Annotated in this window: 15 protein-coding genes and 1 riboswitch; of the genes, 9 read left to right on the top strand and 6 right to left on the bottom strand. The window is 60.2% G+C overall.

All coding sequences use genetic code 11. The features are described from left to right. Positions 1–195, top strand: a 195-nt coding sequence (locus ACZM8Y_RS15725; RefSeq protein ID WP_489501876.1) for a hypothetical protein, incomplete at its 5' end; no start/stop codon positions are given. A gap of 628 nt (positions 196–823) precedes the next feature. Here ACZM8Y_RS15725 and ACZM8Y_RS15720 read toward each other — a convergent pair. Continuing rightward, positions 824–1,387, bottom strand: a complete 564-nt coding sequence (locus ACZM8Y_RS15720; RefSeq protein WP_308771267.1) for an Hsp20/alpha crystallin family protein — start codon at positions 1,385–1,387, stop codon at positions 824–826. A 156-nt stretch (positions 1,388–1,543) separates the two neighbouring features. Then, positions 1,544–1,690, top strand: a riboswitch (FMN riboswitch). 121 nt (positions 1,691–1,811) lie between these two features. On the opposite strand from ACZM8Y_RS15720, the gene ribB reads away from it, so the two are divergent. The 4 genes from ribB to ACZM8Y_RS15700 all read left to right on the top strand — a co-directional run bounded on the left by ribB (position 1,812) and on the right by ACZM8Y_RS15700 (position 7,394). Next, positions 1,812–2,441: a 3,4-dihydroxy-2-butanone-4-phosphate synthase gene (gene ribB, locus ACZM8Y_RS15715; RefSeq protein WP_308771266.1), complete on the top strand. Its 630-nt coding sequence runs from the start codon at positions 1,812–1,814 to the stop codon at positions 2,439–2,441. Between the two features lie 16 nt (positions 2,442–2,457). Beyond that, positions 2,458–2,868: a GlcG/HbpS family heme-binding protein gene (locus tag ACZM8Y_RS15710; RefSeq protein WP_482332887.1), complete on the top strand. Its 411-nt coding sequence runs from the start codon at positions 2,458–2,460 to the stop codon at positions 2,866–2,868. Between the two features lie 858 nt (positions 2,869–3,726). Then, on the top strand, positions 3,727–6,624 hold the full coding sequence (locus tag ACZM8Y_RS15705; protein WP_479859261.1) for an insulinase family protein: 2,898 nt from the start codon (positions 3,727–3,729) through the stop codon (positions 6,622–6,624). 104 nt (positions 6,625–6,728) lie between these two features. After that, positions 6,729–7,394, top strand: coding sequence for a TetR/AcrR family transcriptional regulator (locus tag ACZM8Y_RS15700; RefSeq protein ID WP_479859260.1), 666 nt, complete (start codon positions 6,729–6,731; stop codon positions 7,392–7,394). Between the two features lie 441 nt (positions 7,395–7,835). Here ACZM8Y_RS15700 and ACZM8Y_RS15695 read toward each other — a convergent pair whose 3' ends face one another. Continuing rightward, positions 7,836–8,813, bottom strand: coding sequence for a DMT family transporter (locus ACZM8Y_RS15695; protein WP_482332881.1), 978 nt, complete (start codon positions 8,811–8,813; stop codon positions 7,836–7,838). Between the two features lie 314 nt (positions 8,814–9,127). Continuing rightward, positions 9,128–9,265, bottom strand: coding sequence for a tautomerase family protein (locus ACZM8Y_RS15690; protein ID WP_482332879.1), 138 nt, complete (start codon positions 9,263–9,265; stop codon positions 9,128–9,130). Between the two features lie 220 nt (positions 9,266–9,485). Between ACZM8Y_RS15690 and ACZM8Y_RS15685 the strand changes: the two genes are divergently transcribed. Continuing rightward, positions 9,486–9,824, top strand: a complete 339-nt coding sequence (locus ACZM8Y_RS15685) for a hypothetical protein (protein WP_479859439.1) — start codon at positions 9,486–9,488, stop codon at positions 9,822–9,824. A gap of 185 nt (positions 9,825–10,009) precedes the next feature. Here the strand turns inward: ACZM8Y_RS15685 and ACZM8Y_RS15680 are convergent, their stop codons facing one another. The 3 genes from ACZM8Y_RS15680 to cutA all read right to left on the bottom strand — a co-directional run bounded on the left by ACZM8Y_RS15680 (position 10,010) and on the right by cutA (position 12,299). Beyond that, entirely contained in the window at positions 10,010–10,753 is a 744-nt protein-coding gene (locus ACZM8Y_RS15680; RefSeq protein WP_479859438.1) for a DUF4851 domain-containing protein, read from the bottom strand. A gap of 281 nt (positions 10,754–11,034) precedes the next feature. Then, the gene (locus ACZM8Y_RS15675; RefSeq protein ID WP_479859437.1) at positions 11,035–11,979 is read right to left on the bottom strand and encodes a carbohydrate kinase family protein; all 945 of its coding nucleotides are present in this window, start codon (positions 11,977–11,979) and stop codon (positions 11,035–11,037) included. Further along, complete coding sequence (gene cutA, locus ACZM8Y_RS15670; protein WP_479859436.1) at positions 11,979–12,299, bottom strand: divalent-cation tolerance protein CutA; 321 nt, start codon at positions 12,297–12,299, stop codon at positions 11,979–11,981. Before cutA ends, ACZM8Y_RS15675 begins: the two co-directional genes overlap by 1 nt. A 204-nt stretch (positions 12,300–12,503) precedes the next feature. Here cutA and ACZM8Y_RS15665 point away from each other — a divergent pair, with 204 nt between their 5' ends. The 3 genes from ACZM8Y_RS15665 to ACZM8Y_RS15655 all read left to right on the top strand — a co-directional run bounded on the left by ACZM8Y_RS15665 (position 12,504) and on the right by ACZM8Y_RS15655 (position 14,080). Continuing rightward, positions 12,504–12,737 carry a hypothetical protein gene (locus ACZM8Y_RS15665; RefSeq protein WP_302553084.1) on the top strand — a complete coding sequence of 78 codons (234 nt, stop codon included), beginning with the start codon at positions 12,504–12,506 and terminating at the stop codon, positions 12,735–12,737. 194 nt (positions 12,738–12,931) lie between these two features. Then, positions 12,932–13,567: an endonuclease III gene (gene nth, locus ACZM8Y_RS15660; protein WP_479859435.1), complete on the top strand. Its 636-nt coding sequence runs from the start codon at positions 12,932–12,934 to the stop codon at positions 13,565–13,567. Between the two features lie 165 nt (positions 13,568–13,732). After that, complete coding sequence (locus ACZM8Y_RS15655) at positions 13,733–14,080, top strand: hypothetical protein (protein WP_302553082.1); 348 nt, start codon at positions 13,733–13,735, stop codon at positions 14,078–14,080. The last annotated feature ends 115 nt before the right edge of the window (positions 14,081–14,195 follow it).

Raw genomic sequence — 14,195 nt, 5'->3', positions numbered from 1 at the left:
ATCGAATCCCCGCTTGCGGCCTTCCCCGGCGGCGAAAAGAGAGGCACGGTGTGGAAAAAGGCATATCCCATGAAAGGGAGCGGCGGCACGGGGGCCACACTCCCTCATGTGTCCGCCTCCATGCCGGGCGTCAGAAGCAACCGCCGCACAGGGGCACCCTGCCGGGTGCGGGAAAAGGCCGGGCGCAGGTTATGACAAGCCTCCCCGGATGGGGCTCCCCGCCGGGTGTGGAAAAACATGGCCCTGTCATGGCATGTGGTTGTTTCATCTCCACAGTACAGTGAAAGTATGGCCTTTTTCTCCAGTTTCCCATTGGCGGGACTCACGGCTGAGGCATTTTGTCGGTTATGCCTTTGGAACCTCAAGGAAAAAAACATCAACCACTTTCTGGGCCGTGTCGTCAATTAGATATAATCTATTGAAATTATTTAATTATTTTTTCAAGCCGCAAAATGATCATTTCAATAATTTCAAATAATTATATGTAAAATGGCGACACAATCTAGGACATGGCCAAAAACATCCGCGGCGCGCGAGGCCGAATTTATCCTTCATGGGGCTCCCCGCCAGCGTGGAAAAACAAGGCGACAAAAAAACCGGGAATGACCAGCATTCCCGGTTTCCGCAACTGCCCCGGCGGAGGAGCGCAAGGGCGAGGTGAACCGCAACATGACATCATGGGCCGTTTTCGCGTTCGGATGGCGGATGCCGGCGGACGCAAAATCTGGGAAAACAGCCCTAGGAAGGCCCCTCACGCATATTCTCAGAGGTTCACGAGGAAGGCGGGGGGAAGCCTGCGGAGGGGCCTCCCCAAGCGCATCAGTTATTCGCCTTTCACGACCTCAATCTTGCGGGCGGCGGGCTTTTCGGGTTCCTTGCGGGGGATCTCGATGCTCAGCACGCCATCCTTGTGGGTCGCGGTGATCTTGTCGGTTTCGACGTCTTCCGGCAGGGAGAGCACGCGGCGGAACGAGCCGTATGAACGCTCCATCCGGTAATAGCCCTTCTTTTCGTCCTTATCCTCGGTTTCGTTTTTCTTTTCGCCCTCGACAATCAGCATGTTGTCGCGGACTTCGATATTGACCTGATCCTGCGGCACGCCGGGGAGCTCAACTGTGGCTTTGTACGCCGTATCGGTCACGGACAAATCCATATGGGGGATCAGCATATCGGGGGCATTGTCGGCAGCCCGCGGGGCCATGCCGGAGAACGCCCTCCACGGCGAGAAGAACCCGCCGAAAAAGTCGCCAAAAAGCCTGTCGATTTCATTGTGGAGCTGATCCACCGGGGTATAGCCCTGAGGGGCGGGGGCGGCTGTACGGTGGGCAGGAGCGGAAGCAGCGCCGTGATGACCGCAGCACGAACCATGATTACGAGTAGTTTCCATAACAACAACCTCCTGTGGATAACTTTTGTAACCAAGAGATAATGCTGTATTCACTCGTGTCAATTCCTGTGTATAAAAATAATTCCAATTCTGGAAAACGCTCCACGCCCGCATCCGTGGAGGATTGACAGGATGGGGGCGCCCCGCCTACACTCCTACCGTTCTCAGGGCGGGGTGAAAGTCCCCACCGGCGGTATTCCCCAGATTCGGGGAGAGCCCGCGAGCGCCCTCCATGTGGAGCGGTCAGCAGATCCGGTGAGAAGCCGGAGCCGACGGTAACAGTCCGGATGAAAGAGAAATGGACAGCCGGCGCATCCGTGCGCCGCGAGAGCCTCAACATGCACAGCTCCCGGGCTGCGGCGTTCCGCCGCGGCGCTCCTGTCTGTCGCCCTGATGCTGCACATCCAACGCATTGGAGAGCATCATGAGCCAGCATCAGTTCACCACCACCCCCAATGAACGCGTGGAAGCCGCCGTCGCCGCCGTCCGCAAAGGCCGGGGCGTCCTTGTCGTGGACGATGAGGATCGCGAAAATGAAGGCGACGTCATCTTCCCCGCCGTCTCCATCACCAACGAGCAGATGGCCCTGCTTATCCGCGAATGCAGCGGCATCGTCTGCCTCTGCCTGCCGGAAGACAAGGTTCGCCAGCTCGAACTGCCTCAAATGGTGGCAAACAACACCTGCAGGAACCGCACGGCCTTCACCATTTCCATTGAGGCCGCCGAAGGCGTCACCACCGGCGTTTCCGCCGCCGACCGCGTGAAGACCATCCGCACAGCCATCGCCGACGGTGCCGTACCCGGCGACCTGAACCACCCCGGACACGTGTTCCCCCTGTGCGCGAGATCCGGCGGCGTACGCGAGCGCGCCGGGCACACCGAGGCCAGCGTGGATCTTATGCGCCTTGCGGGGCTGCCGCCCTACGGCGTCTTGTGCGAACTCACCAACCCCGACGGCACGATGGCCCGGCTCCCCGAAATCATGGCCTTCTCCCAACTGCACGATATGCCCGTCCTTCAGGTACGGGACTTGATCGAGTACATGGAACGCTAACCGAGGAAACCTCACCATGAACAACGCCATTCCGTTCCGCGCCGTGCTGGGCGTGCTGAACCGGCTCGAATCCGAGGCGGCCGGGGGCGCTCCCGTCTGCGCCGCCGTCGTCAACCGCACGGGCAAGCTCGCCGCCTTCCTCAGTCTGGACGGCACCCCCGAACGCGCCGAAGCCATCGCCCGGAGCAAGGCATACACCGCCATGCGCATGGAATCGACCACGCAGGCATTCCACGACCGCCTCATCCGGGAAAACCTCTCCATCGCGGACTTCTGCGATCCGGGCTTCTCCGCGCTGCCCGGAGGCGTGCCCGTATTCGACGAAACCGGACGCTGCATCGGCGGCGTCGGCATCAGCGGCAGGAAACCGCAGGAAGACGCCGAACTCGCCGAACGTCTGGCCCGACAGCTCATGAGAAAGGAATAGGGCGGCAAACGCAGGGGCGGCGAGCCAAAAGGCAAGCCGCCCTTGCCGCTTCAATCCGTACTGACGGCAGCCTCGCCGCAACGGGCCGGGAAAACGTTTCCGGCCCGTTTCCCGTATCCCCGCCATCTTTTCGCGCGGACAAGGGCCGCTGTCCGCTTTCTTGCCCCTGAAACGGCAGGGCATGCATCTTTTCCATGCGGCCAAGAACCACTGGGAAGAAATGGCGGCGAGGGAAAAGGACAGGCCTGACAGCCCCAAGGGACGCCCATTCTTGGGAACGGCCTGCCGTCCGGCAGCATTTTCCCCGGCTTGTGCGGAAGACTGCGATATTCTGCATTCCTTATTAGGGGTCTTTCAATTTTCCCCGGCTTGTGCGTAAGACGGCCTGATCCGTCTTACGCGCTTGGGCTGGAGCGGATTTTCCCCGGCTTGTACGGAAGGCTGCGCCGTAGAGAACGGTTGATGCTTCATTTCTTGAAACCCCAAGGGAATAACCGGCAAAAGGCCCCAGGCGCGGAGTCCATCGGCGGAAAATATGGAGAAACTCCCTGTACTTTCACCGTACGGTATAGGGAAAACAACCGCATGCTATGACGGAACCATACGGAAAAAAATAAAGGTTCCTTGGCTGAGAACGCTGATAATCCCCTCTTGACCACTCTACGGGTCGATGTCATTCAGAGAAATATACCATTGCGTTATTCTTTCCCGTAATGGCGGCGGGCGGCTGCGGCCGCCCATGTGAACGGACTGCAGCGCTCCGGGGCAAAGCCGCCGGAGAAGGGAGGCCCGGAAGGAAAACGCCCGCTGTGCGGCGGGCCCTTTCTCCGAGCCTTTCTGCGATATAAGGAGATCAAGATGAATACCCACGGCTTTAGCCTCGTGCGCGAGGAAAGGCTTTCCGAAGTTTCCGGCACCGTCAAACTGTGGCGGCACGACGCCACCGGCGCGGAGCTGCTCTCCATAACCAACAGCGACGAGAACAAGTGCTTCGGAGCGACGTTCCGCACCCCCCCGAAAGACTCCACCGGCGTAGCCCACATCCTCGAACACTCCGTGCTCTGCGGCTCGGAAAAATATCCGGTGAAGGAACCCTTCGTCGAACTGCTCAAGGGGTCGCTCCAGACCTTCCTCAACGCCTTCACCTTCCCGGACAAGACCTGCTACCCGGTCGCCAGCGCCAACCTTCAGGATTTCTACAACCTCGTCGACGTCTACCTTGACGCCGTATTCTTCCCCCGCATCGACGAGAACTGCTTCCAGCAGGAAGGCTGGCACATCGAAGCCGACAGCCCCGCCGGGCCGCTCCGCTACAAAGGCGTTGTCTTCAACGAAATGAAGGGCGTGTATTCCTCGCCGGATTCCGTGCTGGCGGAGCATTCCCAGCAGTCACTGTTCCCGGACATGACCTACGGCCTCGACTCCGGCGGCAACCCCGAAGTCATCCCCCAGCTTACCTACAAGGCCTTCAAAGCGTTCCACGAGTCGCACTACCACCCGTCCAACACCCGCTTCTTCTTTTGGGGCGACGACCCCGAAGAACGGCGTTTCGCGCTGCTTGAGCCGTACCTGTCGCGCTTCACGGCCCGCGAGACCGACAGCGCCGTGCCGCTCCAGCCGCGCCTCGACGTGCCCCGCCAGCTTGAATTCCCCTATGCCTCCGGCGAAGACGGCGACAAGGGGCATGTGACCCTCAACTGGCTGACGTGCGAAACCGCCGACACGGGCGAGCTCCTCGTGCTGGAGATGCTGGAGCACATCCTCCTCGGCCTGCCCGGTTCGCCCCTGCGCAAGGCGCTGATCGAATCCGGCCTCGGCGAAGACCTCACCGGCGGCGGCCTTGAAACGGATCTGCGCCAGACGTTCTTCTCCGTGGGCCTGCGCTCCATCACGCCCGGCACCGCCGGGGACGTGGAAATGCTGGTCATGGAAACGCTGGCCGAGCTTGCGGAAAACGGCATCCCCGCCGCAGCCGTGGAAGCCGCCGTGAACAGCGTGGAATTCGACCTGCGCGAAAACAATTCGGGACGGTTCCCGCGCGGCCTCGCCGCCATGATCCGCAGCCTCGCCACATGGCTGTACGACGGCGACCCCATCGCCCCGCTGGCGTGGGAAAAGCCCCTCGCCGCCCTCAAGGCCCGCCTCGCTTCCGGGGAAAAGGTCTTTGAAGGCGCCATCAGGCGCTGGTTCCTCGACAACGGGCACCGCTCCACGGTCATCCTGACCCCGGATTCCGGCCTTGCCGCCGAGCGCGAAGCCGCCGAAGCCGCCAGGCTCCAGCGCATCTACGACGCCCTTTCCGATGAAGACCACAAGGAAATCGTGGCCCGCACCGAAGCCCTGCGCGCTAGCCAGCAGGCCCCGGACAGCCCCGAAGCCCTCGCCGCCATACCGAGCCTGACCCTTGCGGATCTGCCCCGCGAGAACGTAATCCTGCCCAAGGAAGAAGGCAGGGCGGGCGATCTGGCCATCCTCGCCCACGACATCGACACGTCCGGCATCCTGTATGCGGAAATCCTCTTCCCGCTGGACGCCGTGCCCGCCGAACTCCTGCCCCTCGTCCCGCTCATGGGCCGCAGCCTTACGGAAATGGGCACGTCCAAACGCGATTTCGTGGAGCTCGGCACCCTGCTGGCCTCCAAGACCGGCGGCATGGACGCCGCGCCCCTCGTCGCCACCATGCGCGGTACCCGGATGCCCGTCGCCAAGCTCTGCCTCGGCGGCAAGGCCACGGCGGACAAGGCCGACGACCTGTTCTCGCTCATGGCCGAAGTCCTCACCGACACCAACTTCGACAACCCGCAGCGGTTCACCCAGATGGTGCTGGAGGAGCGCGCCCGCCTTGAGCAGTCGCTCATCCCCGCCGGGCACGGTACGGTCATCGCCCGCCTGCGCGCGGCCTACAGCCTTGCCGGACGGATCAGCGAAGCCATCGGCGGCATCACCTACCTTGAAGCCATCCGTGCCCTGTCCGAGCGCGTGGTCAGCGACTGGGACAGCGTGCGCGCGGATCTCGAAATCCTGCGCGGCCTCATCCTGAACCGTCAGGGCGCCATCCTCAACCTCACCGCCGACGCGGGCACCCTCGCCGCCGTGCAGCCCTACGCCGCCGCGCTCGGCCGCGCCCTGCCCACGGCCTTCTCCGTGCCGCTGGAACGCGAACCGCTCAAGGCCGCGGCGAATGAGGCCCTCATCGTGCCCGCGCAGGTCAACTACGTCGGGAAGGGTTGCAACATCTATGATCTCGGCTATACGTGGCACGGTTCCGCGCACGTCATCACCCGGCATCTGCGCATGGGCTGGCTGTGGGATCAGGTCCGCGTGCAGGGCGGCGCGTACGGTGCGTTCTGCGCGCTCGATCGCATGAGCGGCTCATTGGCGCTGGTTTCCTACCGCGATCCCAATGTCGAAAAGACCCTCGCCACCTACGACGCGACCGCCGATTACCTGCGGAAGCTGGATCTTTCCGACCGCGACCTGACGCTTGCCATCGTGGGGGCCATCGGAGATCTCGACACCTATCTCCTGCCCGACGCACGGGGAGCCGCGTCGCTGTCCCGCCACCTGACGGACGACCGCGACGATCTGCGCCAGCAGATGCGCGAGGAGATACTCGGCACGACCCGCCGCCACTTCACGGAATTCGCCGACGTCATGGCTGAAGCGGCCAAAGCCGGGACGGTATGCGTCCTCGGCGGCTCCGCAGCCGAAAACGCGGCAACGGAACATGGCTGGACGAAGAAAAAAGTCCTGTAACCGCCCATGACGCGGCCCGGAAAACAACATTTCCGGGCCGCGTCCGGCGATGTCCTCTGCAACACCGGCAAGCCTTCCGCCGGAGTCGTCGTATAGGAGAAGTCATGGAAACAAAAGGGACTGCCCCCGCCACTCCCGCCACAGAACGCCGTCAGCGCACGCCTCTCGCCGTCACCCGCGAACGGGTTCTCGGCATCGCGGAACGGATGTTCCGTCAAAGCGGCGTTCAGGCCGTAAGCGTCGACGCCATCGCACAGGCCGCAGGCATCAAAAAAATGACCCTTTACCGCTGTTTCCCTTCCAAGGAAGAACTGGTCTTGGCCTGTATGGATCAGTGGGAAGCCGCATTCCGGCGGATTTGGGATCAGGCGCAGGATCAATACCCCAATGAACCCGCCCGCCAGCTTCTGGCGTTTTTCCAGTCCATTCACGAGCTTGTCTCACAGCCCGGATACAGCGGCAACGTGTTCATGCACCTGATGACCGATTATACCGACCCGGAACATCACATCTGCGTGCGCGTGCGCGAACAGCGGGCTTCCTTGCGGGCGGACGTGCGGAACCTGCTCGCCAAGGCGGAGGCCCCCGACCCCGACCAGCTCGCCGATACCTATTGCCTGCTGCTTGAAGGGCTTTTTACCACGGCCCGCACCTACGGGTTCGACAGCGGGCCTGTCCGCAACGCCCCCGCCATCGCCGAAAAAATGCTCCGCCAAGGCTGCGGCTCCCGCGCGTTCCCGCCAGAGCCGCGCAGGTTCCGCCGCTGGTAGGGCGTTTCACAAGAAAAGGCGTTCCCTGCAAGAAAACGGTTTCGCATCGAAGGTGCCCGATGCGAAACCGTTTTCTTGCGGGTATGCCTCTGTAAAGGCAAGGCCCCTGTCAGGGCATTAGTTGCTTCATCACCACTGCATACTGAAAATACAGCCTTTTATCCTGTTTTTCCCTTAACGGAATCCATGACTAAGGCATTTTGTTGGTTATGCTTGGAACTCCAAGGAGAGAGGCATCAGCCATTTTCTATGGCACAGCCAAGGTAAAAAACTAAGGCTCTGTTATAGTTTGTGGTTGTTTCATCTCCACAGTGAGGTAAAAATACAGCCTTTTTCTCCGGTTTTCCCCTTGGCGGGATCCACGGTTAAGGCATTTTGCATGTTATCCCTTTAGATCTTCAAAGAAAAAAGCATCAACCACTTTCTATAACACAGCCAAAACTAACGTTCCAAAAGCCTGTTTTTCATATTTGCTATATAGACGCCGAGCAGTATTATGAGCGTCCCATAACATTGCATAGCTGAAAAATCTTCATCAAGCACAAAAACGCCGGCCAATATGGATACTGCCGTTGATATGCCCACAAACGATGAGGCTTTACTCGTTCCAATATATGATATTGACATATTGAACAATAAAAAAGACAGGACGGAAGATGCGATCCCAAGATATATAACGGAAAACAGGAATTCCGTATTTTGAAACGGCAGCATGAACCAATCAACGGCAGTACCTGCGGCTATGCTCCTTCCTATCGCCATAGTAGTAAAAAAGCAGGCTCCGCACGCGATCATGGCATATGTCTTTTCAATATTTGTTATTGCATATGCTTTTTCAGCAGAAACGCAGTACAAGCTGTAAGACAATACGGCCATACATAGCATTATATAGCCGATCCCGTTGAAAGAAGACTCGAATCCCTTTGCAATTACACAAACGACCACCCCAAGAACCGTTAAACAAATGCCGAAAGTTTGAAACCTTGTCGGTTTTTTGTGCAGAAAAAGGATTGATGCGGCGAGTGAGGCTATTGGGATACTCGCAATTATGGCCCCGCTCTCTGAAGCCGTCGTCATCTGTATTCCAAACGTCTCACATGTAAAATAGGCTATCGGCTGAAGAAAGGCTATCTTTAGCAACGATGGCAAATGTTTCTTCTTTATGTTTATATTTATATATCCTGTAGCCAATAAAATATTCATCATGATGAACGCCAGTAAAAAGCGCCACCCCAGCAACGTCACAGCATCGACGTCCGATGTTATTTTCTTTGTAAATAAATAGCTAAGGCCAAAAAGGGTTTCGCATGACACAGCACATGCGCACCCGATAAGAGTCCTTTTTTGTATCTCGGTCATTCCAGCTCGAATCCTCCTGCCCGTCGGCCCACCATGCTCAGTCTGCTTGTCAGGCATCATCCCCCGTTCCCTGCCGGTGCGGGAGGCCGCCTCCTTTGCCGACGCCTCCGGGTAGACGGTTCGCCGCCCATGCACCGGTTGTCCGTGTCCATCCCGCCGATGCCAGCTGTGGCAGCCGGATTTTTCCCAAGCAAGCGCTTCCGCCGCCCCTTGAGGCGTTCGGCTTACCGCATGGCGGCCAGCGTGCCGTTTTCCCGCGTCACCCGCTGTTGCCGTAAGATTTGCCGGGCCCCTATTTCTTCATATCCCAGAGCGTGCCGATAAAATCGGTGAGCGCCTGCCGGTTGATGCCCGCAGGCGGATAGGAGAGCTTTTCATCCCCAGCCCCCTACCAATGCGGGAGGCCGCTTCCTTTGCCGACGCCTCCGGGTAGCCGGTTCGCCGCCCATGCCCCGGTTGTCCGTATCCACCTCACCGATGGCGGCTGTGGCAGCCGGATTTTTCCCAAGCACGCAAGCGGTTCCGCCGCCCCTTGAGGCGTTCGGCTTTCCGCACGGCGGCCGGTGTGCCGTTTTCCCGCTTCACCCGCTGTTGCCGCAAGGTTTGGGCCGGGCCCTCTTCATATCCCAGAGCGTGCCGATAAAATCGGTGAGCGCCTACCGGTTGATGCCCGCAGGCGGATAGGGGAGCTTTTCATCCCCCGCCCCCTGCCGATGCGGGAGGCCGCTTCCTTTGCCGACACCTCCGGGTAGCCGGTTCGCCGCCCATGCCCCGGTTGTCCGTGTCCACCCCGCCGATGGCGGCTGTGGCAGCCGGATTTTCCCAAGCAAGCGGTTCCGCCGCCCCTTGAGGGGTTCGGCTTTCCGCACGGCGGTCGGTGTGCCGTTTTCCCGCGTCACCCGCTGTTGCCGCAAGGTTTGGGCCGGGCCCCTATTTCTTCATATCCCAGAGCGTGCCGATAAAATCGGTGAGCGCCTGCCGATTGATGCCCGCAGGCGGATAGGGGAGCTTTTCATCCCCAGCCCCCTACCGATGCGGGAGGCCGCTTCCTTTGCCGACGCCTCCGGGTAGCCGTTTTCGCCGTCCATGCCCCGGTTGTCCGTATCCACCCCGCCGACGACGGCTGTGGCAGCCGGGTTTTCCCCAAGACACGCAAGCGGTTCCGCCGCCCCTTGAGGGGTTCGGCTTACCGCATGGCGGCCGGCGTGCCGTTTTCCCGCGTCACCCGCTGTTGCCGCAAGATTTGGGCCGGGCCCCTATTTCTTCATATCCCAGAGCGTGCCGATAAAATCGGTGAGCGCCTGCCGATTGATGCCCGCAGGCGGATAGGGGAGCTTTTCCTTGGGCCGGGGAAGTTCCACCCCGCCGTTTTTGGAATCGCCGTTCAGCAATTGGAAGGCTTCCAATGCCCTTGCCTCGAAAGCCGCCAGCAGGGGGATATTGTCCTCAAGCGGCATATCGGAAGGCGCGGGGAGGGGCTCGCGGTATTCGACGATGAGCTTGGCCTTGTAGAACCACAGGACAAAGGTAAAGCGGCGGACGAGGCTGCCGTTCTCCCACAGTCCCGGCTCGTCGGAAGCCCACGGGTCATCCTTCGAGCCCAAAACATAGGTATCCGCAAACCCGGAAAAACCGTTGATGTCCTGCTTCCTGTGCCTGATCGGGGGGAAACCGGGTTCCGGTTCCACGGGCCATGTTTCGCCGTTCTGGGAAACCGCCAGGAGCGCGACAAGGTGCGCCGGAGCCTGCGGGCGGCTGTACAGGGCATACACGGCCTGTACCGAGGTAGCCTGAAGCATGCCGTTCTGTACCGAAGGCGAAAGATCCACGCGCCGGGCGTCGACGGAGGCAAAATCGGCGGCGGGCTTCACAGCCACGGCGGGACGGGCGGGCGATACCAACATGCCGTCGGCCACGCCCCGGATAAGCCCGCCCTTGGCGTTCATGCCGACAAAGGCCGCCAACGCGATGACCAAAATGGGAATAATGATTTTGAACATCTGCTGTCTCCACTCAGAAATGCCGAAACGGATCACGCCGTTTCGCCGTCAAGCAAACCACCTGTTTTCCAAACGCCGCATAGACACCCGCCGGCCTATCCCTCCGAAAGCGGCAGGGGAAGGCTCTGCGGGGCAGGTGAGCCCCCGGAGGGGCGCAATCCCTTATTTAGAGGTTGAGCTGTGTTGCAGGGAGCCCCGGAGGGCCCCCCAGCCTGCCCTCAAAGAAGGCTGCGGGACAAAGGAGCCTCCCCGCCCTTCGGAAAGGCCCTCTCCCCCTGTGCCTACCACTTCACGCCCGGTTCCTCGTGGAACGCGGCGCGGTGGCGGGCGGCGAAATCCTCATAGGTAAACACATGCTCCTGCGTGCCCTGATGTTCGATGCAGTAGCTGGCGCACGTCGCGCCGAGCCGGGCGGAAGCGGGCACGTCGAGGCCGTGCAGGAGGCCCTTGAGCAGGCCGGAGCGGAACGAGTCGCCCGCACCGGTGGGGTCGGCCACGGTTTTGGGCGCGGCGATGCCCACGGTTCCCCCTTCGCCATTGTTGATGACCGAACCCTGTTCACCGAGCGTGGTGATCACGCCGCCGGTCAGGGCGCGCAGCTCGGCGCGGGTACGCCGCGTGGCCTTGCAGATCATCTCCAACTCATAGTCGTTGGTCACGAGCAGGGCCGAACCGGTGATGGCGTCAAGCAGATCGTCGCCGGAAAGCGCCGGGATCTGCTGGCCGGGATCGTAGATGTACCGGATGCCCTTTTCGCGGAACAAACGGGGAAGCACCTTCATGTCGTCAAGGTTGCTGGGGGATACGATGCCCCAGTCGGCGGAAGCGTCGGCGTGCGGGAACGCGTACTCGCACGGGAACCCCATCGCGGCGGGATGGAACCCGTTGATCTGGTTGTTGTTCTTGTCGGTAATCAGCGTGCAGCTCGCGGTAAACTCATCCTTCATGATGCGGACGCCTTCGAGCGAAATCCCTTTCGATTCGAGGAACGCGCCGTATTCGGAAAAGTTCCTGCCCGCCGTGGCGAGGATAAGCGGCTTTTCGCCCATCAGCGCCAGCGTGTAGGCGATGTTCCCCGCGCAGCCGCCGCGTTTTTCCACCAGCCCGTCGATGAGGAAGCTCACGTTCAAAATATGCAGCTTGTCGGCAAGGATGTGGTCGGCGAACGCGCCGTTAAAGGACATGATGCGGTCGAAAGCCAGCGAACCGGCGACATAAATGGACATTATTCCTCCGGGTGTGTTGATTGGGTGATCCAGGCGAGAAAATCCGCGTCCCCCCGTGTCACGGGCAGGGCCACGATGCAGGGGGTCTCATAGCTGTGCAAGGCACGCACCCGGACGGCCAGCGCTTCAAAACGATCGTCGTCCGTCTTGGCGATGAAGGGGATCTCTTCGGAACGGCAAAGTTCTCCCTTCCACGAATAGACCGAGCGGATCGGGGCCATGATGTTTACGCAGGCCGCAAGGCCGTTTTCCACCAGATCCCCGGCGATGCGTTCCGCCTCGTCCGCCGAAACCGCCGTCATATAGACGAGAAGCGCCATATCCCCTCCCTTCACAGTGCGTTGGGCAGAAACGATAGCCGTTTCACACCGTTCTGGCAATCGAGCCGCCCAGCCCGATCACGGGCCTTTTTGAGAAAATTTTTTGTTGTTTGATTGAACAGAACAGGTTGACGCCTACGGCATGGGGGGCTATCAAATATATAAAGGTAACTGTTTTATAACCCTTTTCTCTGGAGGAGAGCCATGTCTGCCTATGGAAGCACTGTTTCCGATGTCATGGTTGAGGGCGGCACGCGGTGCAGGCTGGATACCGTTACCTACACCTCGCCAGAATTCGACGAACTGGAAACCATCGTTGAAGTGTGCGAACCCCTTTATGAAACCGAAAAGCCCACCATGCAGGCCCCTGTGGAACAGGGCCCTGAGCCGGTCATCTTCGTTTCCCCCGAATTCGACGAAATCGAAACGCTTATGTAAGCACCCGGTGAGTGAACAGCACTCCCGCATGGGCGGGAGGTCTCTTCACTCACCGGCCCCCGGCATGGCCCCGCCGCTTGGCTTTTCGGCATCCCGATCTTATGGTTTTGTTTCCGGCGTTCCGGGCGGGATATCCGTCCGGGACACGTTGCCGCGCCCCTTGCGGCGCGCCACCCCGAATGAAGGAAATGACCATGACAGACAAACAACGGGCTGCAAAAGTCCTTGAACTGCTCGCCGAACGCTATCCCGATCTGGAAACCCACCTTATAGCCGAAAACCCGTGGGAGCTGCTCGTCGCCACGGTGCTTGCCGCGCAATGCACGGACAGGCGCGTGAATCAGGTTACGCCCGAACTTTTCTGCCGCTGGCCCGATCCGGCGGCCCTCGCCCAAGCCACCATCCCCGAACTTGAGGAAGTCATCCACTCCGTCGGCTTCTATCACAGCAAGGCGAAACACCTCATCGCCGCCGCGCAGATCGTCGTGAAGGAGTTCAACGGGAAAACGCCCAACACCATGAAGGATCTCATCAAGCTTCCCGGCGTGGCCCGCAAGACGGCCAATGTGGTCCTGTGGGGCGGATTCGGCATCAACGAGGGCCTTGCCGTGGACACGCACGTCAAGCGCATCTCCGGGCGACTTGGGCTCACCAAGCATACCGATCCCGTGGACATCGAAAAGGATCTGATCAAGCTGTTCCCGCAATCCGAATGGGGCAACGTCAACCATCGGATGGTCTGGTTCGGCCGCCATGTCTGCGATGCGCGGAAGCCCCTGTGTGACGAGTGCGAGATGGCTTCGTTCTGCCCCAAGGTAGGCGTGGAGTAGAATCATTCCGGCAGCCTATTGATTATCATGGCATCATTTTCCCCTCATCGTACCCTGAACGTATGGATTACGTTCCTGCATCTGAGGGGCGCAGCAGAGTCCGGGGCTGCGGCCCTTTTCAGGAAGCGGTCGGTACAACCTGCCCGGAGGAAGAGGAGAAACGCCATGAAACGCCTCATCGTCGCTCTTGCGCTCGCCGCATCGCTCGGCATGGCCGGGAATGCCCTTGCCTTGGACAAGAAAATCAACATTTTTAACGGTGCCCAGTACGACATTTATACGCTGTACCTCTCTCCCACCAACGCCAATGATTGGGAAGAAAACCTGTTGAAGCAGGAAACCCTCCCCAACGGCGACAAGGTGGACATAGAGGTCAGCCGCACCGAAAAGGCCGAAGCCTGGGACGTCAAAGTCACCAACAAGGCCGGCGAAACCATGACATGGATCGGCGTGCCGCTGAACAAGGCCGGCCAGATCACCCTGCTCCCCGACGGGAAGTATGAAGCCCGTTAATGGGTTGGGGTAGAATAATTGGGGAGGGGGGAGGGAACCTTTCTAAAGAAAGGTTCCCTCCCCCCTCCCCAAACCCCACCCCTCTCCCTCCCAAGACTTTCGCCCTTATCGAATC

It is taken from the genome of Bilophila sp. (assembly GCF_057864385.1).
Note: the sequence above shows the minus strand (reverse complement) of the source record. Positions and strands in the feature narration are given on the sequence as shown.